This is a genomic window from Streptomyces sp. NPDC014907 (assembly GCF_055562975.1).
Genome location: NZ_JBVHEG010000004.1, coordinates 600956 through 623631 on the forward strand (window position 1 = coordinate 600956; position 22676 = coordinate 623631).

The 22676-nt window shown below is 67.6% G+C and carries 28 protein-coding genes and 1 pseudogene; 17 read left to right on the top strand and 12 right to left on the bottom strand.

The window, feature by feature from the left end:
- Positions 1-33: 33 nt before the first annotated feature.
- A pseudogene (locus tag ACZ3IL_RS14930) lies at positions 34-375 on the top strand (hypothetical protein); the annotation flags it as partial.
- Here ACZ3IL_RS14930 and ACZ3IL_RS14935 read toward each other — a convergent pair.
- The 5 genes from ACZ3IL_RS14935 to ACZ3IL_RS14955 all read right to left on the bottom strand — a co-directional run bounded on the left by ACZ3IL_RS14935 (position 266) and on the right by ACZ3IL_RS14955 (position 3743).
- A complete protein-coding gene (locus ACZ3IL_RS14935; protein WP_467390289.1) occupies positions 266-2290 on the bottom strand; it encodes a recombinase family protein in 2025 nt (674 codons plus the stop codon). The pseudogene ACZ3IL_RS14930 and the gene ACZ3IL_RS14935 overlap by 110 nt on opposite strands.
- Before the next feature lie 72 nt (positions 2291-2362).
- Positions 2363-2542: a hypothetical protein gene (locus tag ACZ3IL_RS14940; protein WP_467390291.1), complete on the bottom strand. Its 180-nt coding sequence runs from the start codon at positions 2540-2542 to the stop codon at positions 2363-2365.
- A gap of 33 nt (positions 2543-2575) precedes the next feature.
- The gene (locus ACZ3IL_RS14945) at positions 2576-3136 is read right to left on the bottom strand and encodes a hypothetical protein (RefSeq protein ID WP_467390293.1); all 561 of its coding nucleotides are present in this window, start codon (positions 3134-3136) and stop codon (positions 2576-2578) included.
- A complete protein-coding gene (locus tag ACZ3IL_RS14950; protein ID WP_467390295.1) occupies positions 3066-3320 on the bottom strand; it encodes a hypothetical protein in 255 nt (84 codons plus the stop codon). Before ACZ3IL_RS14950 ends, ACZ3IL_RS14945 begins: the two co-directional genes overlap by 71 nt.
- Before the next feature lie 204 nt (positions 3321-3524).
- Positions 3525-3743 carry a hypothetical protein gene (locus ACZ3IL_RS14955; RefSeq protein WP_467390297.1) on the bottom strand — a complete coding sequence of 73 codons (219 nt, stop codon included), beginning with the start codon at positions 3741-3743 and terminating at the stop codon, positions 3525-3527.
- 400 nt (positions 3744-4143) lie between these two features.
- Between ACZ3IL_RS14955 and ACZ3IL_RS14960 the strand changes: the two genes are divergently transcribed.
- The 4 genes from ACZ3IL_RS14960 (at position 4144) to ACZ3IL_RS14975 (ending at position 6017) form a co-directional block, all read left to right on the top strand.
- Complete coding sequence (locus tag ACZ3IL_RS14960; RefSeq protein WP_467390299.1) at positions 4144-4872, top strand: GntR family transcriptional regulator; 729 nt, start codon at positions 4144-4146, stop codon at positions 4870-4872.
- A 161-nt stretch (positions 4873-5033) separates the two neighbouring features.
- Positions 5034-5258, top strand: coding sequence for a hypothetical protein (locus ACZ3IL_RS14965; RefSeq protein WP_467390301.1), 225 nt, complete (start codon positions 5034-5036; stop codon positions 5256-5258).
- Complete coding sequence (locus ACZ3IL_RS14970) at positions 5159-5515, top strand: DUF7848 domain-containing protein (RefSeq protein WP_467390302.1); 357 nt, start codon at positions 5159-5161, stop codon at positions 5513-5515. The genes ACZ3IL_RS14965 and ACZ3IL_RS14970 overlap by 100 nt, the downstream gene beginning before the upstream one ends.
- 322 nt (positions 5516-5837) lie before the next feature.
- The gene (locus tag ACZ3IL_RS14975; protein WP_467390304.1) at positions 5838-6017 is read left to right on the top strand and encodes a hypothetical protein; all 180 of its coding nucleotides are present in this window, start codon (positions 5838-5840) and stop codon (positions 6015-6017) included.
- Between the two features lie 238 nt (positions 6018-6255).
- Here the strand turns inward: ACZ3IL_RS14975 and ACZ3IL_RS14980 are convergent, their stop codons facing one another.
- From ACZ3IL_RS14980 to ACZ3IL_RS15010, 7 genes are all read right to left on the bottom strand, one after another.
- A complete protein-coding gene (locus tag ACZ3IL_RS14980; protein ID WP_467390306.1) occupies positions 6256-6477 on the bottom strand; it encodes a hypothetical protein in 222 nt (73 codons plus the stop codon).
- The gene (locus ACZ3IL_RS14985; RefSeq protein ID WP_467390308.1) at positions 6474-6686 is read right to left on the bottom strand and encodes a hypothetical protein; all 213 of its coding nucleotides are present in this window, start codon (positions 6684-6686) and stop codon (positions 6474-6476) included. The genes ACZ3IL_RS14980 and ACZ3IL_RS14985 overlap by 4 nt, the downstream gene beginning before the upstream one ends.
- The gene (locus ACZ3IL_RS14990) at positions 6683-7090 is read right to left on the bottom strand and encodes a hypothetical protein (RefSeq protein WP_467390310.1); all 408 of its coding nucleotides are present in this window, start codon (positions 7088-7090) and stop codon (positions 6683-6685) included. The genes ACZ3IL_RS14985 and ACZ3IL_RS14990 overlap by 4 nt, the downstream gene beginning before the upstream one ends.
- 236 nt (positions 7091-7326) lie before the next feature.
- Complete coding sequence (locus tag ACZ3IL_RS14995; RefSeq protein WP_467390312.1) at positions 7327-7590, bottom strand: hypothetical protein; 264 nt, start codon at positions 7588-7590, stop codon at positions 7327-7329.
- 165 nt (positions 7591-7755) lie between these two features.
- On the bottom strand, positions 7756-7956 hold the full coding sequence (locus tag ACZ3IL_RS15000; protein ID WP_467390314.1) for a hypothetical protein: 201 nt from the start codon (positions 7954-7956) through the stop codon (positions 7756-7758).
- Between the two features lie 74 nt (positions 7957-8030).
- On the bottom strand, positions 8031-8336 hold the full coding sequence (locus ACZ3IL_RS15005; protein ID WP_467390316.1) for a hypothetical protein: 306 nt from the start codon (positions 8334-8336) through the stop codon (positions 8031-8033).
- 2 nt (positions 8337-8338) lie between these two features.
- Positions 8339-8512: a hypothetical protein gene (locus ACZ3IL_RS15010; RefSeq protein ID WP_467390318.1), complete on the bottom strand. Its 174-nt coding sequence runs from the start codon at positions 8510-8512 to the stop codon at positions 8339-8341.
- A gap of 2037 nt (positions 8513-10549) precedes the next feature.
- Between ACZ3IL_RS15010 and ACZ3IL_RS15015 the strand changes: the two genes are divergently transcribed.
- The 12 genes from ACZ3IL_RS15015 to ACZ3IL_RS15070 are packed head-to-tail and all read left to right on the top strand — an operon-like array spanning position 10550 to position 22675.
- Positions 10550-10696, top strand: a complete 147-nt coding sequence (locus tag ACZ3IL_RS15015; protein ID WP_467390320.1) for a hypothetical protein — start codon at positions 10550-10552, stop codon at positions 10694-10696.
- Positions 10696-12639, top strand: a complete 1944-nt coding sequence (locus tag ACZ3IL_RS15020; RefSeq protein WP_467390322.1) for a phage terminase large subunit family protein — start codon at positions 10696-10698, stop codon at positions 12637-12639. Before ACZ3IL_RS15015 ends, ACZ3IL_RS15020 begins: the two co-directional genes overlap by 1 nt.
- Before the next feature lie 11 nt (positions 12640-12650).
- On the top strand, positions 12651-12893 hold the full coding sequence (locus ACZ3IL_RS15025; protein ID WP_467390324.1) for a hypothetical protein: 243 nt from the start codon (positions 12651-12653) through the stop codon (positions 12891-12893).
- Positions 12893-13075, top strand: a complete 183-nt coding sequence (locus ACZ3IL_RS15030) for a hypothetical protein (protein ID WP_467390326.1) — start codon at positions 12893-12895, stop codon at positions 13073-13075. The genes ACZ3IL_RS15025 and ACZ3IL_RS15030 overlap by 1 nt, the downstream gene beginning before the upstream one ends.
- The gene (locus ACZ3IL_RS15035) at positions 13075-13893 is read left to right on the top strand and encodes a peptidoglycan recognition protein family protein (RefSeq protein ID WP_467390328.1); all 819 of its coding nucleotides are present in this window, start codon (positions 13075-13077) and stop codon (positions 13891-13893) included. The genes ACZ3IL_RS15030 and ACZ3IL_RS15035 overlap by 1 nt, the downstream gene beginning before the upstream one ends.
- A gap of 58 nt (positions 13894-13951) precedes the next feature.
- Positions 13952-15772: a hypothetical protein gene (locus ACZ3IL_RS15040; RefSeq protein WP_467390330.1), complete on the top strand. Its 1821-nt coding sequence runs from the start codon at positions 13952-13954 to the stop codon at positions 15770-15772.
- The gene (locus tag ACZ3IL_RS15045) at positions 15769-15993 is read left to right on the top strand and encodes a hypothetical protein (protein ID WP_467390332.1); all 225 of its coding nucleotides are present in this window, start codon (positions 15769-15771) and stop codon (positions 15991-15993) included. Before ACZ3IL_RS15040 ends, ACZ3IL_RS15045 begins: the two co-directional genes overlap by 4 nt.
- A 5-nt stretch (positions 15994-15998) precedes the next feature.
- Positions 15999-16226 carry a hypothetical protein gene (locus tag ACZ3IL_RS15050; protein ID WP_467390334.1) on the top strand — a complete coding sequence of 76 codons (228 nt, stop codon included), beginning with the start codon at positions 15999-16001 and terminating at the stop codon, positions 16224-16226.
- 58 nt (positions 16227-16284) lie between these two features.
- Positions 16285-16737 (top strand): hypothetical protein, encoded by a 453-nt coding sequence (locus ACZ3IL_RS15055; RefSeq protein ID WP_467390336.1) that lies wholly within the window; start codon positions 16285-16287, stop codon positions 16735-16737.
- A 5-nt stretch (positions 16738-16742) separates the two neighbouring features.
- Positions 16743-16937, top strand: coding sequence for a hypothetical protein (locus tag ACZ3IL_RS15060; protein ID WP_467390338.1), 195 nt, complete (start codon positions 16743-16745; stop codon positions 16935-16937).
- Positions 16938-21812 carry a hypothetical protein gene (locus ACZ3IL_RS15065; RefSeq protein ID WP_467390340.1) on the top strand — a complete coding sequence of 1625 codons (4875 nt, stop codon included), beginning with the start codon at positions 16938-16940 and terminating at the stop codon, positions 21810-21812.
- The gene (locus ACZ3IL_RS15070; RefSeq protein ID WP_467390341.1) at positions 21812-22675 is read left to right on the top strand and encodes a hypothetical protein; all 864 of its coding nucleotides are present in this window, start codon (positions 21812-21814) and stop codon (positions 22673-22675) included. The genes ACZ3IL_RS15065 and ACZ3IL_RS15070 overlap by 1 nt, the downstream gene beginning before the upstream one ends.
- The last annotated feature ends 1 nt before the right edge of the window (position 22676 follow it).

Sequence of the window (22676 nt, forward strand, 5' to 3'; positions counted from 1 at the left end):
CTGAATGCCGGATCGCCGCTAGCATGCGCGCCCATGAACGAAGACGTGCGCAACATCGTGCTCGGGGTGCTGGCCACCGGGGTCAGCGCCTCCCTCGGCTGGCTCGGCCGCACGTACCAGTGGCGGCGCCGGCTCCGCCGCAGGCAGGCGTTCTTCGGGCTCCCCCGGGGCTCGGAGTGCCTGCTGGTGGTGAACCGGGAGTCCGGCGGGGACAACGTGGTGCACCGTTACGACGTCTTCGCGCTGCTCGAACTCTCCACGCTCGTCAAGGACTGCGGGGCGCACGCGCGCATCCTGCCGCAGGACCGGACCCACCAGGGCTTCGGCGACCGCACCGAGTTCTGCGTGGGAGGCCCGTACTCGAACGGTCGCCTTCTTCGCCGCCCAGGCTGGACTCAATCGCCAGCGGCTTCAGGGTGACCTTGATCTGACTGGTCTCCGGCTGCCAGACCGGCTGGCCCGGGGCGTCCCTCAGAAGCTCCATCACCTGATCCCAGACGCCGGAGTTCATCCAGCGCTGAGCCTGGGTCCGGATGGTGCGGTACGCGCCGTACTCCTCCGGCAGATCCTCGTACCGGCATCCGGTGCGGGCCTTGAAGAGGATGGCTTCCAGCTTCGGGCGCGGCGGCAGCGCGTCGCTCCGCTTCGGGCGGAGCAGCGGTTCCACGAGCGCCCATACCTCGTCGGTCAGGTCCGGGACATCCCGGCCGTTCTCCTTGAACCACTCGGTGATCTGGCAAGGAATGCCCTGCTGCCGCGGGACCGCGCGCACAACCTCCGCCTGGACTTCCAGGAGCTTGACCAGCTCGGCCTTCAGCTCCGGCGTCAAGGACGACAGGTTGTTCCTGGCGGCCTCAGCCAGGCGCTCGAAGTCATTCGCGCGGCGCGATGCCTGCTCGGCCTCGCGTTGCCAGCTGAGCGCCTCCAGGCGCAGGCGGTCCAGCCCGCGAAGCTCATCCTCCAGGGGCTTGATGGCCTCCTCCACGAAGGCCTCGGCCTCTTCGTCCGCGAGGCCGCGCTTGGCCGCCTGGCGGACGGCCACTCCCCTGGTGATGGCAATCACCTGATCCTGCTCGGCTACCTGCTGATCCAGCTGGGCAAGGCGGGCGACGTGGTCAACGTGCTCCGACGAGGCGGCGTCGAGCCATTCCTTGGCCATGGCCTTCATGCGCTCGGCGTCGCCGAGGAGCGACACGATGTCACCCCACACCGCCGTCTCAACGGCATCGACATCGAGCTGAGGGCAGCTGCACTTCTCGTTGCCGGCGCCGGGATACTCCTCGGCACGACCCTGGCATTGGTAGCTGTACACCCCGGGCCGGTGATTGTGGCCGGCGTACACGCTTCCGCAGGGGCTGATGAGGCTCCTGGACAGGAGATAGGCTCGGCCCTTGGCGGGGGTCCGACCAACCTTCTGTGCATCCAGCAGCTCTTGCGCCTCCTTCTTCGAGAAGATCTTCGGCAGCTTGATGACCGCCTCCCTGCCGAAGGTGGTGCTGCCGTCGGAATTGCGGGCGCCCTTCGAGCGCCACAAGATCCTGTTTCGCAGCGATGCTTCACTGAGCATCATGCGTTGCAGGTTCTTACGCGTCCACGGACGACCGGACCGCGTGAAGCGGCGGTCCAGGTTCGCCTCGGCGGCGACCTGCCCCCAGCTCCTCACTGCGAGGAACCGCCTTCTCGCCCAGTGCCTGAAGGCGGCTTCCTTCTTGGCGACCTTGAACTTGCCCTTCTTGACGCGCCAGCCGAAGGGGACGTTGCCTCCGACGTACAGCCCCTCTTCCGCCTTCTCCTGGATGCCGCCCTGGGTGCGGGTGCGGATCGCCTCCCGCTCCTCCTCGGCGTAATCGGCATCCTTGCGCATCTGGCTACGTCCGCTGGGCGTCGAGTTGTCGTAGTCCTTGGAGGCCACGGCTACATAAATGCCGAGGTCTTCCAGCTCCCACACCCAGCGCCAGAAGGCGCGGCCGGTACGACCGATGGCCCGACCCTCGTTCACGCCGACCAGATCGAACGGGCGCGGCGTCTGCCGGGCCAGCTCCATCAACCGCTTGAGGTCGGGGCGCTCGTGTGCTTCGAGGCTGCCGCTCAGGCCCTCATCGACAAAGGTGCCGACGTGCTCGTGCCCCTTCTTTTTGAAGTAGGCGAGCACCTTTTTTTCCGTGTAGGCAATGCCGTACCCCTTAACCTGCTCCTCCGTACTCACTCGGAGGTAAGCGACGGCCCGGAGCGTCTTCGGCGAGGCAGCCCTGCCCGCGACGTCGATCGCGGACGTGAGAGTCTTGCTCATGTCAGTCCCTTCAAGACTGGCCAGACCCCGGGGCGTGGCTGCGCCGCCGGGGTCACCCATGCGGCCAGGATCTTACGCTGAAGGGGTGTCAGCCCGGGGGCTGAACAGGATTTCGAGGATGCGGCGCTGACTGGCGGAGGAGACGGGGGTCTCGTCGCGCCAACCAATGTCGATGCTCGGCTCGGCTTCGCCGGCGAAGTGCGACTTGAGCCAGACACTGGCCTCTTCGCCGCGTATCGATCCGTCCTGCATGTCGTACCTCCGTCCCGCGCCCCGCCGGCGCGGTCAGGCTGCTGTCGAGCAGCGGTGCGTTGGCGCCCCCGGGTCGTGCAGGGGGCAGGTGGTCTCGATGGCCTTGCCGCAGAAGCGACACGGCGGGCGATGCTTGAGCCCGCACAGGCAGGCGGGCGTGATGCTGCGCGGTAGCACGGAGACGGCCTGGACGACCTCTTCGGCGACCGCGCTGCCGCGGTAGAAGTCCCAGGCGTCGCGCGCCCGCATGAACATCGGCGCGAGCATGAAGCGCCCGGCGCCGGTCTTCTTCGCCGGGTCCCAGGCGAGCGCCCGGCCCTGCTCCCGGGTGTCCGTGCAGGGCCGCTCCAGAGCGGCCTTGAGCTTGTCCGGGTCGGAGAGCAGGAGCGGGGACGAGAAAGGCCCCAGGATGACCGTGTGGGTCTCGTCCTGGGGCCCGTACTGGATCTGGCCGACTACGGCCAGGCGATGCGTCCGTGAGCGGACGTCATCCAGAGCCTGTATCGCGGCGGCGGCGACTTCTTCAGCCGTCCGTTCCGCGTTCTCCGGGTCCGCCAGGGCGGACGCTACGGCGTCGATCTCGCGCTTCTTCACCCTGCCTCTTCCAGTCTCCGACGGTGGACTTGCCGACGTTGATCACGTCGGAGAGGTCCTGAATGGTGAGCCCGGCCCTGTTGGCCAGGGCCAGCTTGATCTTGAAGTCCTCTTCTGTGCGGCAGTACGCCTCAAACGAGAGCTTCAGGTCTTCTTCCAGAGCTTCGCGAACGTCCTGGCTCAATTCGATCCTCTTCCGCGGCGGCACAGCGGGGTCCCCTCATTAGGTGCGGTCGGTGGCAGCATGGACAGTGTGGTGCAGGTGCAGGCGGTACCGGCATCGCAGGTGCTGTCTTGCCGAAAAATTAACCGAACGTGACCTGAAAGCAGGGCCCGGCCGTGGGTCAGTGGTGGTCACCGCAGGTCACCGCACCCGCATCCCGTGGTGTCACGGAAAGGGGCGTTTGCGGTGCCTGCCACGCAGGCGCTGAGTGATCAGCGCCTTGGGCATCGTGCAGACGCTTCCCCGCAGCCGACCGCCGGAGTCGGCGGTGGCCACGAGCTGGACCGTGTGGGGGGTGGGGGTGCGAAGCACCCTCGCGTACGTCGTACCGCCGTGCCCCCTGCGGGGGCGGAGCAGCACGAGCATGCCCCGATGACGAGACATCGGGATCTTCTCTCCTCTCCGGGGATGGGCGGCCCCCGCCGACTGGCGGGGGCCATGGTCACTTGGTTTTGGTTCAGGCTGACCAGACCCTTACGGCCCCTCCTGGCAGGTCTTACTTAGTTGGGGCGAAACTCACCGGCGGCTAAAGAGCAAAGCCCGCCCGAGGCGCTGGCCGGGGTCCTGAAGGCCCCGGCGTTCCTCGTGGCGCCTGCCACGCCTCCGTGGGAGTGCGGGATTCGAACCCGCTCGGCCCGGCGCAGCCGGTCCTTTGCCGTGCCCCTGTCAGGGTCTCCCTGCCCGGAGCTACCGGGCGTCTACGGACCGGACGGCACTTGACCGTCCGGAGTGCTCCGGAGAGCATGCCTGCTGGACCAGTCCACTAGTCGAGCAAAGGCAGATCATGGCACTCCCGAAGTACGACCAGATCGCGGCCGACCTCCGGGGTCGGATCGTCCGGGGCGACCTGGCGCCCTCAGAGCTTCTTCCGTCCGAGCGCGAGCTGACCGAGCGGTGGTCGGTCTCCCGAGCCACCGTGGTGCGGGCCCTGGAAGTGCTCCGGCACGAGGGTCTGATCGAGACCCGGCAGGGCACCGGCTCGGTCGTGCGTGACCGGGTGCTTCTCGCCCGCACCGCGGGTGAGCGGTACAAGGCATCGGTGGACACCGGCCACATCTACACGGCCGGCGAGCACGCCGAGATCGTGGGCGCCGAAATGCTTCCGGCGCCGGATGATGTGGCCACCGCACTCGGCATCGAAGCGGGCGACGTCGTCGCCAGGCGACACCGCGTCACCCTTGAGGGTGATAGGGCAACCGCCACTTCCTGGTCATGGTTCACGGCCGAGGTGGCCGAGGCTGCGCCGCGCCTCCTCCAGCGCGAGCGCATCCGCGAGGGCACGACCCGCTACGTCGAGATGCAGACGGGCCGTCGCCCGCACACTGCGCGGGACTGGTGGACGGCTCGTCTCGCGACCGCCGATGAGCTGGTACTTCTCCAGCTCGACGGCCCGGAAGCCGTCGCCGAGGTCCGGCACGTCACCTACGACGGTGACGGCAGGGCTCTGACGTACGAGGTCGGCGTCACCCCCGCCGGACGCTGGGCCCGGACGGAGGGGTACGCGATGCGCTGACCGATCCATTCCGGCCAAGCCCCCGTCCATTCGGCGGGGGCTTCTTCATGACCCCATTGACATGACTGGTCCACCGGTCGACTATTCCAGTGAGCGGCGTCACAGCAAGTGATCAAGCCGACACGCTCAATCGCATTGTCTGCCGAAGGAGAGGCGGCGTCATGAGCAACACCCCCCTGCGAGTGGGTGACTGGGCCAAGGACACGGCCACCGGCCGGGTGGGCCGGATCGTGGAGATCAGCGGCCGGGACATCTGTCTCGACCCGGAGGCTCCGGGCGAGGCGGAATGGGTGGCGCACGCCCTCCAGGTCTGCCGCGCTTCGGTGGCGCAGGAGCTGCTGGCGAAGGTTCACGCCTACAACGAGCAGCGGAGCTGGTCGCGGTGACCCGGCGCGTCTACCGCTTTGAGAAGTGGACACTCCTCTCTCTGAGGACCGAGGACGGCCATCCGCCCATGATCTCCGTCGTCTGTGCGAACCCGTCCTGTGTGGACTCGTCCGCCGGCCATCGGGACTACGCCGTGGCGCAGGACTGGGCCATGAAGCACGCGGCCCAGCTCGACGCTTCCGGTCAGCGGCACACCCTGTTCCGCATCGTCACGGAGACGATGGCCATCGCCCGGCCGCTTCCGCCGGGCCTCTGATCGCCCGTCCCGGGCGGAGCACCCTCCTCTCAGGGGTCGGGTGGCAGCACTTCGCTCGGGGCGGGTCCCGTCCCCCGTTCGAGTGGGACGAGCGGTTCCGCACCACGCACCACAGGCGCAAGCGCCACGGTGAAGTGCAACCCCTTCGAGGAGATTCACATGGTGCTCGCGCCCCCGTCATGCCCTCAGTGCCCCGAGAAGCCGATGCTCTGGAAGGACACCACGCACATGCGCTCGGACATCCCGGACTCATGGTCGTGGTACTGCACCGGCTGCGCCGGGACCTGGCGGCCCGCCACAGAACACGTGGAGAGGTACAGCCATGGGACACGAGCAGGATCACCGACAGATCTGCGGCAAGCAGTTGCCCGACCCGCTTCCCGGTAACCCGTCCAACACCAAGACGTGCTCGGGTCAGAAGAGCGTGATCTACGTGTACGACGACAACGGCAACTGCGTCTCGCAGACCCCGTTCCCGTGCAACGGCTGCGGTAGCTACTGACCGCAGATCAGGAGCCCCCGGGTCTCCCCGGGGGCTCCGCCATGCTTGGCTCCCCCGCCGGCCCGGAGCGTGCCGCGGACCAGCGGGGGCTTGGTGGCCATGCCACCACAGGCCCGCACGCGCCCCGGAGAGGTTGGGCACGTACGGACTTGAGGGTGCACGGACGAGAGGAAGGGAGAGGCCCCCGCAGGGGATACAGGGGGCCTCTCGGGTGCCCGGCCGGGGGAAGCCGGGCGGTCTAGTGGGGGCCGACGATGCCCAGCTCCGCGTTCAGCCGCTTCGCGGCGCGTGAAGCCGTCTGGTATGACCCGAAGCGCCTCAGCCGACCGTTGCGGGCGTCGTGCGTACGCACCTGCTCACCGGCCACGTAGTAGGCGAGCCACCAGTTACGGGCACCCCCGGCACCGCTGTGAGCGCTCCAGCCGGTAGTGGAGTACGCCCACGCTTTCGCTTCGCTCACGCGCTCTCCTCCATCTCCTGGGCCGCCTGGTGCAGCAGCTCCCGCATGTGTGCGAGCGCGCTGCGCACGCCGTAGACGACACGGTCGTCCGTGAAGTGGTACGCGCCGGGGCCCTCCCCGGAGGCGTAGAGGAAGCCGTTGTGCCCCGTGATCTGCTCGTACTGCGCGTCGAGCGTGAACAGCTGCGCCTGAAGCGCTGCCTGACTCATGCCTGCTCACCGGCTTCCGCGAACGGGTCGCCGTACTCGCGGACCGGGAGGCCGAAGTGGCGGGCGACCGCCGCAGCCATCGCGACGGCCTGAGCGGCCGGGCGAGCGTTCTTGTCGCTGAACCCGTCATAGACGAACCGCGTGTTCAGGTCGTCGGTGACGACTGCGGCCACGGCCCACATTTCGGCGCGGGGGACGTCGTAGTGGATGGTGCCGTTGCACGACAGTGCGTGAATCCACACCGGCGCGTGGCCCTCGTGCTCGGCTACCAGGTACTCCCACGGCAGCGAGCGGTACGGCTTGTCCACACGGACGCGAACACCCTGGAACTCCAGCGCGCCGCGAAGCAGCGCGCCCATGTGGAGATCTCCGCCGGGGTGGGTTTTGTTCAGGGTGATGCTCATGATCTGCCCCTCTCCAAAGGCAGTTCGGCACCGCGCGGATCAGGCGCGGTGTGGTCGTGCGTGTCTCTGCAAGACCAAGGGGGCGCCCGTGCGAGACGGGCACCCGATGGCGCTACAGGGTCAGAAGCCGTCGTTCTCGTCCTCGGGACCGTCCGCGTACTCACACGCGGGGGAGCAGTAGATCTCGCCGGGCGGGACGCCGGGTCCGCCACAGAGGGCGCATTCGTCATCCATGGTCACTCGCCCCCGTTCGTGCGGCGCTCGGCAATCTCGCCGCGCAGGGCGTGAGAGACGTCGTACAAATGGGTCTTCTCCTGGCGCGTGAGCGCCATGTTCTCGCAGAGGTACATGATCGCGCCCAGCTCCAGTCGCAAGCGGCTGGTGTGGGACACGCGGCGCACCATGCTCCGGATGTACCGCGACCGCTCCCGCGTGTCGCCGAACTGCGACTTGGGGGCGCCCTGGACGTGGCGCAGCACGATGCGCAGAGCCTCGCGCATCTGCGCATCGCTCCACTCGACTTGCGGCGCAGTGCCGACAAGATCGGCGTTCATGATGATCTCCCTCTCCCGAAGATCGGACCGCCAGGGATCAGCCGGCGGCGCTCTCACCCGTAAGAGCAAGGGGGCGCACCTGCGTTGAGGTGCGCCCGATGCTGCTGCGGATCAGCGGGTGAACTCATGGACGTAGCCTGGCCGGTCTGCGACCGCAACCCTGATCGCTACCACCTTGCCGCGGGCATTCTTCATCTGTATGAAGGCGAACAGTCGTCCGTTGATCACGCGAAGGTGAGAGCTGCGGTGGGGGCCAAATCTCTCCTCGCGATCGATCTCGTCGAAACGCTCACTGATGTTGACGGTGGGCATCTCACGCCTCCGAGTGCGCGTCCAGCCATGCGGCGTACAGCGCCGCTGCGCGGGTGATGCGGGGGTCGGCCATGTCAGTACGTCCACTGCGTCATGCGCCTGCACCAGGCGACATCGGCCATAGCCTGGTGCCAGATGCTCGGGTTGTGACGGTTGCTTCGAGCGTGTGCCAGGTAGCGGCGCGCTTCGGCAAGCCACCAATCGCGGATGGTCAACTCGCCCCTGTTCGCGTCGTCGCGCTGGCACTCCGGCCACGTCGTGGCGTCCGGGTCGCCGCACCCAGCGGCGTGGCACAACTCGCACAGCTCCGGCCGTGCCGGGTTCTTGCTCACCACGGTGTCCATGCAGTCGCGGCATGCGCAGTCGGTGTATCCGCTCATGATCACTTGCCCCCGCACGAGAAGACCTCGCGCTTCGCCAGCCAGTCCATGGGGCGCTCGCCGTCCTCCTGGCGCTCGCCGCAACGGCAGTAACTGCGGTGCAGCCACGGGTTGTAGGTCACCCACGGGTGCTGCCTGTCAGTGCACCACTGCTTCGTCTCTTCGGTAACGCTCATGATCAGTTCCTCTCCATTGACTGATCGGGGCTCATCAGGCCGACAGGGAGATCAGGCCCTGCCGACTTGACGAGTGACGAACGAGCCCGGCCGTCTGGCCGGCGTGACTGGCCTTGAACCAGTACGCACGTTGAACCCAACCGAATGGAGTGGCACGTAGTCCGGAACCTACTTGCCGGCCCGGCCGGGCTCGTTCGTCTTCGTCTTGCGTTGCTTGCGTGCGGCCCGTAGGCCGCGTGCAGCATCACGGTTGCTGCGTACCGGCCCCCTTCTCAGTGCCAGGGGGCGTGTGCACTGACGCGACGCCTCACGGCATTGCATCCACGCGGTTTCTCATCCGCGCTCATCCTTCGTGGGCCGCTGTACAGGTCTCGCGACGTCCGGTGCGTCACCCACTAGATCTCGATATTCGGTTCTCAAGGCACTGGCGCTCTCTTCGCGTTCCCCCTTGCGGGCGGAGGCTCCGGGCGCTGCCGAGCTTGTGAACTTCCCGTGAAGTACGGGCAGTTCGACTCACTCGAACGTCACCGTTTCTTGCCCGTTTGGGCTTGCTCGGTGGCGATGACCTAAGACTGCACTCATCCGGATATCCGGTCAAGCCCATCGCTCGAACTTCTTCGAAGATCTTTTGGTCTAGGTCACTGACCTGCACTAATGAGGGTTGCCTCACTAGGGTCAAGAATCTGGTTCTCTCTTGAATCGTCCGGATCGCCGGATGCGGAGCGGTAGACCACTGGATGTGCGCAGGGCGTGAAAGGCCATCGGCCGGGAGAGCTGCATCGAACAGATGCGCAGGTCACAGGCGCCACACGGGGCACCGGCAGGGAGACTTCGCGCGCCGGGAACGGCGGCATGCTCCCTGCCCTTCGGCCGTAGGCCGACGCTTACCCCGGGTCGGGCCGGCGATGCGGCCCGCGGTCGCGGAAGCCGGCCTGCGGGCGGCAGAGAAGCGGCGCAACAGGCCCTCTCGCGCGCGTGCGCGTGCTCCGGCCACCAGGCCGGCGCTCTACCCCCAGCAGGGCCGCTACGGCGGCCCAGAGTCACGGGGACAGCTCTTCCGCCGGAAGGCGGAAGGAGAGCGGCGGCGAGGCGTCAGCCTCGTACGCCCGCGTACGACAGCTCACGGCCATCAAGGCCGTGTGCTTGAGGGGATGACAGCTTCGCCGCCATCGGGCGGCGATGGTGCGGGAGGCGAAGCCTCACGCGCGTGCGCGCTGTCCACCTATGGGTGGACGCAGCTCACACACCGGTAGGTGTGTGGACAGCAGCGGCCATCAGGCCGCAGCTCTGCTCCCCCTCAGCTTGCCGCCGAAGGCGGCAGCTTGCCCATAAGGGCAGTGGGCCGGAGGCCCTGCTGTGCTCGGCAGCAGAGCGGAAGCGAAGCTGAAGCGAGGCCGTCCGCCTCGTTTGCTCGCGCTCGGCCCCCTCAGGGGCCTGCTCTCCCCCCTGCTGCCTTCGTTTCGAAGGCTCATGCTCACCTTTGACCCCCGGGTGTTAAACCCGGGGCCGAGCGCGAGCGATGGTGTCAACCCATCGTTCGAAGCTAAACCCCCCAGCTCTGCGCCGGCCTTTATGGCCGGCAGCTCCAGGGCCCTTTGGGCCCGAGCATGCAGAAGGCCCGCTGGTGCGGGCCTGGCGCCCCTGACCAGGGGCGATGCTGCGGCCTCCAGGCCGCTCAAGCGAGAGCGGAGGTGCTTTTCCTCCGGTCGAGCTTCGCTGGGTCGAGCTTAGCTGACGCAAGGTACCTAAAAGCAAATCAGCACGGCGTGTCGTGGGTAAAGGATTGGCAAAGCAAGGTAATGCGAAGGCAAAGCCCTTGCTTGTGTGGATTCGCTTCTCCGGATGTAGCCTCCGCCCCCAGCCGGGCCCCCTGACGGGCCCCCAGGAACCGGGGAGCTGGGCGTGAAGACGGAGGACTACATCCGCAACCTCCTTGCGGAGGACCCGCACACGCGCATTCTCGCCGTAGTCCCCGACCCCGGCCGCTGCAACGACGTCCTTCGCGGCCAGGACCTTGCCGCTGACGTGCATGCGGTCATGCCTGGCGGGCCGACCTACGGCCGCCGGGTGGACGTGGTCATCCTGGAGGGCTCCCTGGAGCCCAAGTGGCAGGACTGGGTGGACTCCTGCCTGCTGACGCGCATCACGCCCACAGGCTGCCTGGTCACCACCGAAGCCGCCTGATGGTCAAGCTCGTTGCCGACCCCGAGAAGCTGCCGCCCCTGAAGCCCAGGGACCGCCGCAACAGCACGCTCAGCTCCGCGGAGAAGAAGAAGGCGATCATCGCGACCGTCCGCATGGGCGGCACGATCGAGGAGGGCTGCCGACAGGCCGGCTGCTCGCGCAAGACGCACGAGTACTACCGCAAGTCCGATCCGGACTACCGCGACCTGATCGACCGGGCACTTCAGGCGAAGGTGGAGGGCGCGGAGGCCGCGCGCAAGGAAGTCCCCGACTTCCCGGAGTTCTGCGCGAGGTACCTGGACACGCAGCTCGCCGCACACCACCTCCAGTGGTACGACCTCTTGGAGGGCCGTCCGCCGCGGGACCTGCATCCCGCGCAGCGCTACATCCAGGGCGACCCGGACACGATTCTCGTCAACACGCCGCCCGAGCACGCGAAGAGCACTGTCATCACCACGAACTACGTGGTGTGGCGCATCTGCCAGGACCCGAGCATCCGCGTGCTGATCATCTCCAAGACGCAGTCGCTCGCCGCGAAGTTCCTCTTCGCGATCAAGCAGAGGCTTGCCGAGAGCAAGGCGTACGCCGAGCTTCAGCGGGACTTCGGCCCGCCTGGCGGCTGGGCCGAGGGCGCGAGCACCTGGACGAACACGCAGATCCGCGTGGCCGGGGTGGACTCCGGCGAGAAGGACTACACATGCGAAGCCGTGGGCCTCGGCGGCCAGATCTACGGCACGCGTACGGATCTGGTCATCATGGACGACTGCGTGGACAACACGAACCATCAGCAGTACGAAGCGCAGATCGACTGGATTCAGAACATCGTCGGCTCCCGCGTGGCCGACATGGGCGGCCGGATGCTGCTCGTGGGTACGCGCATGGCGACGGTGGACCTGTACTCCGAGATCCTTCAGCCGAAGTACTACTCCGACGGCAAGTCGCCCTGGACGTACCTGACGCAGCCGGCGGTCCTGCACTTCGCCGACGACCCGAAGGACTGGGTCACCCTCTGGCCGCGGACGAACCGTCCGCCCGTCTCGAAGGCGGCCCGGAACCAGGCCATCGCCGAGGGCTGGCCGATTGACGGCATGTGGCCGGCATGGCCCGGCCCCGCGCTCGCGCGCAAGCGCAGCCGCATGGCGCCGCGGAACTGGTCCATGGTCTATATGCAGGACCAGGTGGCCGACGACGCGGTCTTCAAGCAGGAGGACGTGCAGGGCTGCGTGGACCGCGCCCGGTACCCGGGCCGCATGTTCGCCGGGCAGTCGGATCACCGCCAGCACGGCATGGAGGGGCTGACCGTGATCGCCGGGCTCGACCCGGCCGCCGCCGGGTGTACCGCGATGCTGATCGTTGGCCTCGATCGGCGCACCGGTCAGCGGTGGGTGCTGGACGTGGTCAACGAGCGCGGCATGCCGCCGCACCGCATGCGTGCGGAGATCAAGCGCCTGACGGAGCGGTACGGCATCCAGGAATGGCGGATCGAGAAGAACGCGTACCAGGCGTCCATCGTGCAGGACGCCGAGATCCGCTCGTACCTCCACGCCCGTGGCTGCCTGATCTCGCCGCACCACACGAACTCCAACAAGTGGGACAGCGACTTCGGCGTGGCGAGCATGGCCACGCTCTTCGAGGGGTGGGGCGAAGGGCGGAACTTGATCCGCCTGCCGTCGCAGACGCAGTCCGAGGGCGTGCGCGCCCTCATCGAGCAGCTGTGCGCCTGGTTCCCCGAGACCAAGGGCCTGACCGACACCGTTATGGCGCTGTGGTTCGCGGAGATCCGCTGCCGCGAGCTGATGCTGGGCGCCGGCGACGGCGGCTGGCACCTGAACAGCTCCGAGTTCACCTCGGAGTACGACCAGTCGAACCAGATGGTCGTGGACATAGACCTCGCCCTGCAACAGCAGGGCGCCGGAGCCTGGAACGGCTCCCTGGGATGGTGAAGGAGAACGTCGTGGAACAGAAGCCCAGCGTGGGCCGGGTCGTGCACTACGTCAGCTACGGCACACCTCGCGGCGAGTACACCTCGCAGTGCCGCGCCGCCATCATCACCGAGGTACGTCACGAGGGGCCGCACCTGCGGGGCCCGGTCGTTTCGCTGGCCGTGCTGAACCCGACCGGCATGTTCTTCAATCAGGACTGCGTCCACTCCGAGGCGTACGAGGGCGGCACCTGGCACTGGCCGGAGCGCGCGTGATGGCTGAGCACGCAGAAGAGATCGCCCGCCGGTTCCACGAGGCATATGAGGAACTGGCGCCGAATCACGGCTACGAGACCCGCGAGGCGTCCCGCAAGCCCTGGGCGGACGTCCCCGAGCAGAACAAGGGCCTCATGATCGCCGTCGTCGGGCGACTCCTGGAACAGGGGGTGATCCGCTGATGGCCTGGTATCCCGGCGCCATCAGGCTAGAACTCCAGCCCGAGAGTGACCAGCAGGCGGCCATCAGGCCGACGCAGTTCATCATGCACAGCATCGCGGCACCGTGGGACGAGCGTCGCATCTACGAGTACTGGCGCGACTCGACCAGCCTGGAGAGCCACTTTGGGCTGGACTTCGACGGCAGTCTCGGACAGTTCATCGGCACCCAGACCAAGGCCGATGCGAACTATCGGGCCAACCTGCGGTCCGACGGGACCGGCGCCGTGTCTATCGAGACGGCCTCGAACCTGGAGCACACGGACCCCTGGACCGTGGCGCAGATGACGGCGCTGATCGACCTCGGCGTTTGGCTGCACAAGACGCACGGCATCCCGCTGCGCATCTGCCGTACGGCGACCGACCCGGGCTTCGGTTACCACTCCCTCTTCCCGGAGTGGTCCGTCAGCGGGACGGCCTGTCCCGGCAAGGCCCGCATCAAGCAGTTCAGGGAGATCGTCTTCCCGGGCATCGTCGCCCGGGCGAACGGATCGCCCGCACCCATCGAGGAGGACGACATGACCCCCGAGCAGGCAGCCCAGCTCAAGAAGATCTACGACGCGCAGGTGCCGTACAGCGGCTGGCAGTACAAGGGGCAGGGCAAGACCGACGCCTGGGGGCTGCTCAACAACACCTCGGCTTCCGTCGTCGGCCTGGCGAAGGCCGTCTCGGCGCTCTCCGCGAAGGTGGACGGCATCAAGGCGACCGGCCTGACGGACGCGCAGGTCTCGGCGCTCGCGGAGAAGGTGGCCGACGTGCTCGCGCTCCGCCTGAAGGGCTGACCCGGCGCCGCTAGCGCGGCTCTGTACAGGACGTACACTTCGCCGCCGGGAGGTGGGCATGCGGGATATCAGCCCGATCGCACAGCGCGTCGCAGCGCTGCGACGTGACGCGATCGAGCGGGACGGCCGTCACCAGACGGTCTTCGACGCTCGCGCGCAGAAGATCAACAACATCCAACCGGGCAGTTTGCCGGACGCGTGGCCCCGGCCCGTCACGGCCAACGTGCTGGACACGGCTGCTCGCCAGCTCGCCGAGAACCTGGCACCGCTCCCGTCGATCAACTGCTCTTCCGGTGTGACGAGTTCCGAGCGCGGCAAGCGCTTCGTCGCGAAGAAGACGAAGATCGCGTACTCCTACGTCACGGACTCCCGGCTCAAGAAGCAGATGCCGACCGGTGCCGACTGGTACCTGACCTACGGCTCCCTGCCGTTCGTTGTCGAGCCGGACTTCGCGAATGCCCGCCCTCGCATCCGGCTCGACAACCCGATGAAGACGTACGTCGAGTACACGCTGAACGGCGAGGTCCGTTCGTACTCCAAGGTCTGGCGGGAGAAGGCGCAGTCGCTCGCCGCGAAGTTCCCCGAGCACGCCGAAGCGATCCTGGGGAAGCAGCGCGACCCCTTCGGGAAGGCGGTCTCCGGCGACACCGAGCTGGAGCTGGTCAAGTTCTGCGACGCGTACGACTACGTCCTCTACATGCCGGAGCGCTCGAACCTCGTTCTGATGGTGACGCCGAACCGCTTCGGCAAGGTGCCGGTCGCCGTGGCGACCAAGCCCCAGTGGGACGGCGAAGACCGCGGCCAGTTCGATGACGTCATCTACCCGATGCTCGCGCGCAACAAGATGGCGATGCTCGGCCTCCAGGCCACGCAGCAGACCGTGCGCGGGCCGCTCGCGGTCCCGACGGACGTCCAGCGCATCCCCATGGGGGACGACGCGATCATTCGCACGAACTCACCGGAGAAAATCAGGCGCGTCGGGCAGGACGTCCCCGCGGTCGCCTGGCAGCAGGAGTCCATTCTGGACCGCGAGGTCATGCGCGGCACGCGCACGCCGGCCGCGGCCACGGGCGACGTGGACGCCTCGATCATCACCGGCCGGGGCGTGGACGCTCTGAACGGCGGTTACGACATCCAGATCGCCACGGGCCAGATGATGATCGGGGACGCGCTGGAGCGCGCCCTGGAGCTGTGCTTCGAGATGGACGAGAAGTTCTGGCCTGACCAGAAGAAGACCATCTCCGGCGTCATCAACGGCACTCCCTTCGAGGAGAGCTACACGCCGTCCAAGGACATCAAGGGCAACTACACCGTCTCGGTGTCGTACGGCTTTGCCTCCGGGATGAACCCCAACCAAGCCTTGGTCTTCCTCCTCCAGCTCCGCGGCGATCAGCTCGTTTCCCGCGACTTCGTCCAGCGGCAGCTTCCGCAGGACATGGACGTGGCGCAAATGCAGGCGCAGGTGGATATCGAGCAGACGACGGACGCCCTCAAGCAGGGCGTGTTCGCCATGTTGTCGTCTGCCGGCATCCTCGCCCAGCAGGGCATGGACCCCACCATGGTGCTCGCCCAGGCGGCCTCCATCATCGAGATGCGCGAGAAGGGCATCCCGATGCACGAGGCAGTCCTGAAGGCGTTCCAGCCGGAGCCCGCGCCTCCCGCGCCTGCGGCTCCGCCCGGGGCCCCCGGCGCCGAAGAGGGCGGCGCCGGGGTGCCCTTCGAGATGAACCCGAACACGGGCGCTCCCGGGGGCGTCGCCCCGGGTCAGGCTCAGATGGGCCCCGGCGGGACTCCCGACATGATGTCGATGCTCGCCGGTCTCACGGCGGGCGGCAAGCCCTCCCTGTCCACCTCCGTCAAGAGAGCGGTTCCGGCATGACGTGCGAGACCTGCGGCCGTCCGGCCGAGAACGGCGTGGCCACCCACTGGCTGGGATGTCCCGTCAAGCTTCGCGAGCACTCGGACGCCGAGACTGAGCCCGACTTCTCCGACTCGTTCTGTGTAGTCCGTTCCTGCACCAAGCTCCGGCGCGAAGGCTCCGGCAAGGGCGCCAAGCCCAAGTACTGCGACGACCACAGCGACCCGAAGAACAGGAAGTGATCTTCATGTCCGAAGGACTGACCGGCGACCCGTTCCACGAGGGCTCCTCGAAGCCTCTCCAGCACCTCCAGGGCGGCATGGACACCGTCCACACCCAGCAGCCGAAGGCGAGCGGGAACAGCGGCGACTCCGGCGGCAACACCACCACGCCGGGCGTCACCGGCTGGAGCAACACCACGCTCGGCGCGACCCCCGGTCCGACCTCGTCCAACGACAGCCGCAAGCCGCGCTAACTACTACCACTAGTAGCTAACTACTAGTCCCGCTGGGATTAGTAGCAAGGAGGAGCCCATGGCCAGCGGTGGATACCGTCAGCCGTCCTCCCCCGCCCCGGTCTCCGGGCCGGGGGCTTTGAGCAAGCGCACGGACGGCGGTCCGGGCCAGCCCGTGCGCGCGCCTTCGGGCGGCGCGTACGGCGAGCGCCAGAACCTGGAACAGCTCCAGCAGGCTGCTCCGCTCGCCGCTTCCCCGGGCGGCGAGGCTGCTGCGCCTTCGGCGCCGGTCGATCTGACGGCGGACCTCATCGGCTTCGGTGAGCCGTCGCAGCGGCCCGACGAGCCGGTGACCGCCGGCGCTGCGGCGGGCGCGGGTCCGGGACTGGAGGCCCTGGGTCTGCCGTCCCAGCCGGACGAAGACCTCAAGAACCTGGTCAAGTACCTGCCGGTCTTCGAATCGATGGCCAATCACCCGGGCGCCAGCAAGGCGGCCCGGAACCTCGTGCGTCAGCTGAAGGGCATGGCCTGATGGGGATGAGCTGGTTCAACGCGCTCGGGAACATGGTCTCCCTGTTCCCGGACACCCCCGCACTCGCGGTGGACATGGCGCTCAACGGAGCCGACCCCGACACGATGGGGTACGGCCTGGCGTACGGACTCCAGAAGACGCCCACCGACTTCAACGTCTACCCGGACGCCACCGCTCCGCTGCCTCCGATGGAGGCGTGAGTGGGACTGGGTGACTGGCTCAAGGAGATCCGGGACGCCGCAATCGTCGTCCCGGTCGTCGGCGGCTGGGTGCAGAACATCGGCCCCGAGGAGAAGGACACCGCCTCGGCCCGCGCGATTGAGAGCTACTTCCTGCGCCCCGGCGCGAAGCCCATCGAAAAGACGATGGCCGGCCTGGAGTGGACGTACGACAACGCGATCTCCCAGCCGATTTCGACCTTCCTGCTCGCCGGCACGACCGCCGAGGACAAGGGCGTCGGCAACATCTTCAAGGGCTCGACGTGGTCGCAGGCGTGGCGCGTGGCGGAGCACGTCAGCCCTGGGCAAGCGTTCTGGGCGAACCACCGCGAAGTCGAAGACATTATGAAGAACCAGCCGCTCTACGCCACACCAGAGGCGGCCTACCTGCCGCCCGGGTGGAAGGACATGGGCGAGGACGAGCAGCAGGAGCTGCTGCGCCAGGCAGGAATGCCGGTCGTCGGCAACCGCGCCGTCGAGCGCATCCGCCGCGACCAGAGCTGGTTCACCTTCGCCTCCGGTGCCACCGACTTCGCCACCCGCTGGTGGCTCGACCCCGTCGTTCTCGGCGGGAAGGTCGCGGGCGCCGTGCGTACGAGCGCCGTTGTCAAGCCCCGCCCTGCGGAAGGGTGGAGCGCGGACGACATCGACTCCATCATGGCCAACAGCACCATGGGCAGGGCGCAGGATTTCCTTTGGGCCAACCGGGACAACCCGGCGCTGATCAACAACCTGAGCATGTTCAAGAAGAGCGCGCTCGGCCCCCGGGCCGGCGGCATCATCTCCTCGCTCCGCTCCCCGGAGGAAGTGAACCTGTTCCTGCGTACGTCGCTCGGCGACGTCCAGGCCCGAGCGCTCCTCCAGGAGCGCAACGCGGTCGCCGCGCAGCGCCTGGAGCAGGACACCGCCCGGCTCTCCGAGCTGGACCTGGCGCTCCCGCGCGTGATCGCGCAGCAGAACCCCCGCGCGCAGGCGCTGGTGGAGGACCGGATCAAGACGTTGACCGCGCAGATCAACGCGGACGAGGACCTTGTCAGCCGCTTCGGCGCCATGCTCGACCACTACGGCGAGCTGGACGCAGTGAACCTGACCCGCTGGTCCTTCGATCGTGCTCACCGCCGCACCTCAGCTGCGGCCAGCTACCGCTCGGGTCCCGCCCTGGGGACGAGCGAGGCGCCGACGTCGCGCATCGCGACGGCTCGCGTGTACGCGAACGACTTCTTCGGGCCGAACCTCACGGTGGTGAGGAGCTTCGGAGAGGCGCACCCCAACGGGCTGATCTCGGTGGACGACATCCACGCCGACTCCGTTGCCGAGCTGCGCGGGCAGATCGCCCGCATCCCGGGCATCCAGGCCGCAGAGCGGCAGTCGCTCCTGAACGAGTACCTGATCACCAAGACCGAGGGCGACCGCCTGGCCTACCTGGACAAGGTCCAGAAGCTCGGCGTCGAGAAGGTCGCCGCGAAGCACGGCTTCACTCCGGAGGAGGCCGCCACCCTCTACGGCCAGTACCAGGCGAACATCACCGCCGGCCAGGACCGACTGCGTCGCTACTCCACGGACGCCGTCACCGAAGGCGGGCGTCGCATTCACCTGGATGAATTTATGGGCGAGGGCGGCAAGCTCGCGGTTCACCCGAACCTCGTCACGAGGCTCGCCAACGACCACGTCCTGGTCGACCTCAACGCGCTGGACACCACGCTCGCGCGTCACAGCAGCGCCCTGAAGGCACTGCGGACCCGGTCCATCGGCAACACCGACTGGATGGTTAACAGCCTCGACTACATGAACCACCTGTGGAAGTTCGCCACGCTTTTCCGTCTCGGCTACATCCCCCGCGTTCTCGGGGACGACCTCGTTGGCCAGGTCGCCCGCCTTGGCGCCGCGAACATGGCGCTCCGCGCCGGGTACGGCGTCAAGAACTTGGCGACGAACCTCGCACTGTGGAAGCCCCAGCGGCACTACGCGGCCCAGGAGGCTGCGGCCAAGGAGGGGCTGAAGTACATCGATGAGGAGGTTAAGCTCCTCCAGCCCCAGGCGAACGTGCTGCGCGCGAAAGTTCAGACGCGCGAGATGATCCACAAGGATTCCATCCGCCGCGCTCGCGACCGGCACCGCCGGGCGACGAACCGCCTGAACGCGCTCGACCCCGCGACGACGGACGCGAAGACGATTGCCGCTCACCAGAAGCTGGTGGACAAGCATGCGGGCGAGATCGCCCGAGCCGAGGAGCGCCTGAAGACGCGCCTGATCGGCCCGCGTTCGAAGCTGGGCGAGTACGACGAGCAGCTTGCTGACCTGGCGGCCCGGAGGGCCGACGCCGAGGCGGAGCTGAGCCAGATCTCCACGGCCCTGGAGCGCGGCCACCGCCAGAGTTCCCAGCTGAACAAGGGCGTGGAGGTTGCTCCCGGCACAGTGCTCCCGGCGGCGCTCGCCGGCGAGCGTGGCGAGTACTTCCAGAAGATGATTTCTTCGGACGACTCGCTCCGCACCATGCTTGCCCGGAACAAGCAGCTCGTGCATTCGAACCTTCAGAAGGCGTACGGCAAGCAGGGCGTGGCGATCTCGTACGCCCAGGACCCGGAGAAGTTCATCTCGTCCTGGCATCAGGCGGTTAACCACCAGATCATGCAAGACGCCTTCGCGCTCCGCGCCGTGAAGGGCGAGACGCCCGAGCAGCTGGCGCACTGGCTCTCCCGGACCCCCGAGGGCCGGGCATACCGCCGGCGCCTGGGTATCAAGTACGCCACGCCGCAGAAGCTGGCCGCTTCGGTTTGGCACGAGGTGAACGAGTACTTGCCCACGCCGATGCTGCGCGAGGCCGCCCTGAGGGGCGAGCTGGACCACGACGTCCTGCGCGCAGCGGCGCAGCGGCGCGAGCACCCCTTCAACGTACACACCACGCAGCTGGGCGAAGCGCTCGCCGGTTCGAACCACCTGTCTCGCGGCATTGACCGCGTGATCGACTGGTGGTACAAGTACGCTGCTTCGATTCCGGCGGACAGGATGTCCCGCCACCCCCTCTTTAATCAGCTCTACGAGGGGCACGCCATGGCGCTGGCCCAGCAGGAGCTGAAGCAGGGCGCGAAGATCGCCCAGAAGGACGCGGACCGCATTGCCGAGACGGCTCGGCGGCTCGCCCTCAAGGACACGCGGCGCTTGGTCTTCGACATCGCGCACCGCTCGGACGCGGGGCACATGCTCCGCTTCGTCAGTCCGTTCTTCGCGGCCACAACCGAAGCGTGGCAGCGCTGGGCACGCATCATCGCGGACCGCCCCCAGGTGGTCGGGTACGCGGGCGTCATCTACAACGCTCCGGCGGCGGCCGGGTGGATGCAGGACCGCGACGGCAACAAGATCGACCGCGACGGCACGGCGCTGGTCTATAACGAGAAGACCGGCAAGGTCGAGAAGAAGATGATCCCCAAGGGGGATCGCGTCATCCTGGCACGCATCCCGAGCTTCGTGGCCAACGGCCCGATTGGCAAGGCGCTGGGCATGGACTCCAGCGGCAACTGGGCGATCAGCCAGGACTCGATGAACATCGTCACGCAGGGAGACCCCTTCTTCAATCCCGGAACGGGGCCCATGGTGGCCATCCCCGTGAACGAGTTCGTCAAGGACAAGCCGAAGCTGGGCGAGGTCGCCCGGCATCTTGGCATCCTGCCCCACGGCCCCACGGCCGGGTCCCCGCTTTTCGGCAACACGCCGCTCGGTCGCGTCGCGGATCAGACCCTGCCCGGGACGGTGAAGAACTTCCTCACCGCGTGGGACACCACGGATGAGCGCTACCAGCGCGTGAAGCTCCAGATCATGCAGCGCGCCGCCTACGAGCACGCGAACATGGGCAAGCCGATGCCGAGTGCCCGCGAGATCGCGGACATGACGCGGAACTACTGGCTTTTCTCCGCGGCGTCCGCCTTCACGCAGCCCTTCGCCACCGGCAAGCCGGACCAGTACCAGTTCTACCGTGACCAGTACAACGCCTTGAGACGTCGCGACCCGCGCACTGCGGACGAGGAGTTTCTGGCCCGTTTCGGTGAGGACTACTTCATCTTCGCTCAGGCGACCTCGAAGAACGTCGTCGGTGCCGAGGCGACGGCGAAGGCTGTCGAGCTGTCCAAGGAGTACGAGGAGCTGCTGGCGCAGAACCCCGAGCTGGGCGCGCTCATCATCGGCCCGGAGGGCAGCGGCCCCTTCTCGCCGGAGGCGTACACCTACCAGCTCACCCACCCGCTCGTCCCTGGCGGGTCGGAGATGCAGCGGCGGAAGCTCAGCGCCGAAGAGGCGATGACGGAGAACGAGCGTCGGCGCGGGTGGAGCAAGTTCACGCAGCTCCAGAACGTCATCCGCGCGCAGCTCATCTCCGCTGGGTTCAAGAGATTCAGCGACCCTGGCGCTGAGCAGTTCGCCGCCATGAAGAGCGCCGTCGCCAAGCTGATCGGAGACCGGCTCCTCCCGGACGGGTCGCCAAACCCGTACTACAACGAAGAGTGGTCGAAGGACTTCAATACCTTCGATTCGCAGAAGTATGACCGGATGGTCCCGGCCCTTGAGCAGATCGCGTCATCGCCACTGGCGGATAACCCCAACCGCACGGACCTCAAGGGCCTGCGTAACTACCTGACCGCCCGGTCAGCGATCGTGCAGGAACTGAGTCGCCGCGATGCAGCAGGCGGCTCAAAGGACTTGGGCGCCAAGTCGAATTCCGACCTGCGCCTTTCCTGGTCCGGATACGTAGACGACCTGGCGGAGGCGGACACCCGCTTTGGGGACCTGCACAGCAGGTACCTGGCTCGTGACCTGGGAGTGGATGTGGACAAGGTCCTCGAAGAGGAAGCGGAGGAGGTGGCGTAATGGCGGTCACCGCAGGCCCGCAGCCGAAGGGCGGCGAGCTGGAAGCGCTCAAGGCGATCATGGGCGCCGGCGCGGCCACGACCGGCGGTCGGGTCTTCATGGGCAAGACGCTCAAGCCCTCCGCCCGGGACGAGAAGTACGGGCTCATGCCCAAGGAGACGATCAACTGGCTGTCCGAGCAGGAGGCGATGAACGACTTCTACCAGTGGACGCCGAAGAAGCGCAGCGACTTCCTCGGCAAGCTGGTGGTCGCCGGGCTGGTGCCTGTCGGCTCCGGCGCGCTGGAGGCGGAAGACTCCTGGCAGAAGCTGGTCAAGGCCGCCGGGCGGTACGGCGCTACGGGCAAGCAGGTCAGCCCGTACGACCTGCTGGACGGCTATGTGAAGGCGGCCGGAGGCACGCAGAAGGACGTCTGGAAGCAGCAGGGCGCCTTCGAGATCAACACCCAGACGGGCGAGAAGCGCTTCGCCGGCCCCGGCAAGTACCTTGGCGGCGGCCGGGCCGTCCAGCTCGACACGCGCACCGACCTGACTGATCCGGACACGGCCAGGGCCGTGGCCACAGGGCTCTTCCAGCAGCTCATGGGCCGCGACCCGGGCGCCGGGGAGCTGGCCGCCTTCGCGGGCGCGCTGAACGCCGCCGAGGCGTCGAGCCCGGTCACCCAGACCACGGTCACGCAGTACGACATGGACACGGGCCAGGCCCTGTCCCAGCAGACGCAATCCTCCGGCGGCCTCACGGGTGAGGGCCGCAAGCTGATCGGCGAGCAGCAGATCAAGAAGACCAAGGAGTACGGCGTCAACCAGGCGGTCACGACCTACCAGGGCGCGCTGGAGAACCTGATCTTCGGGAACCCGGGGTAGC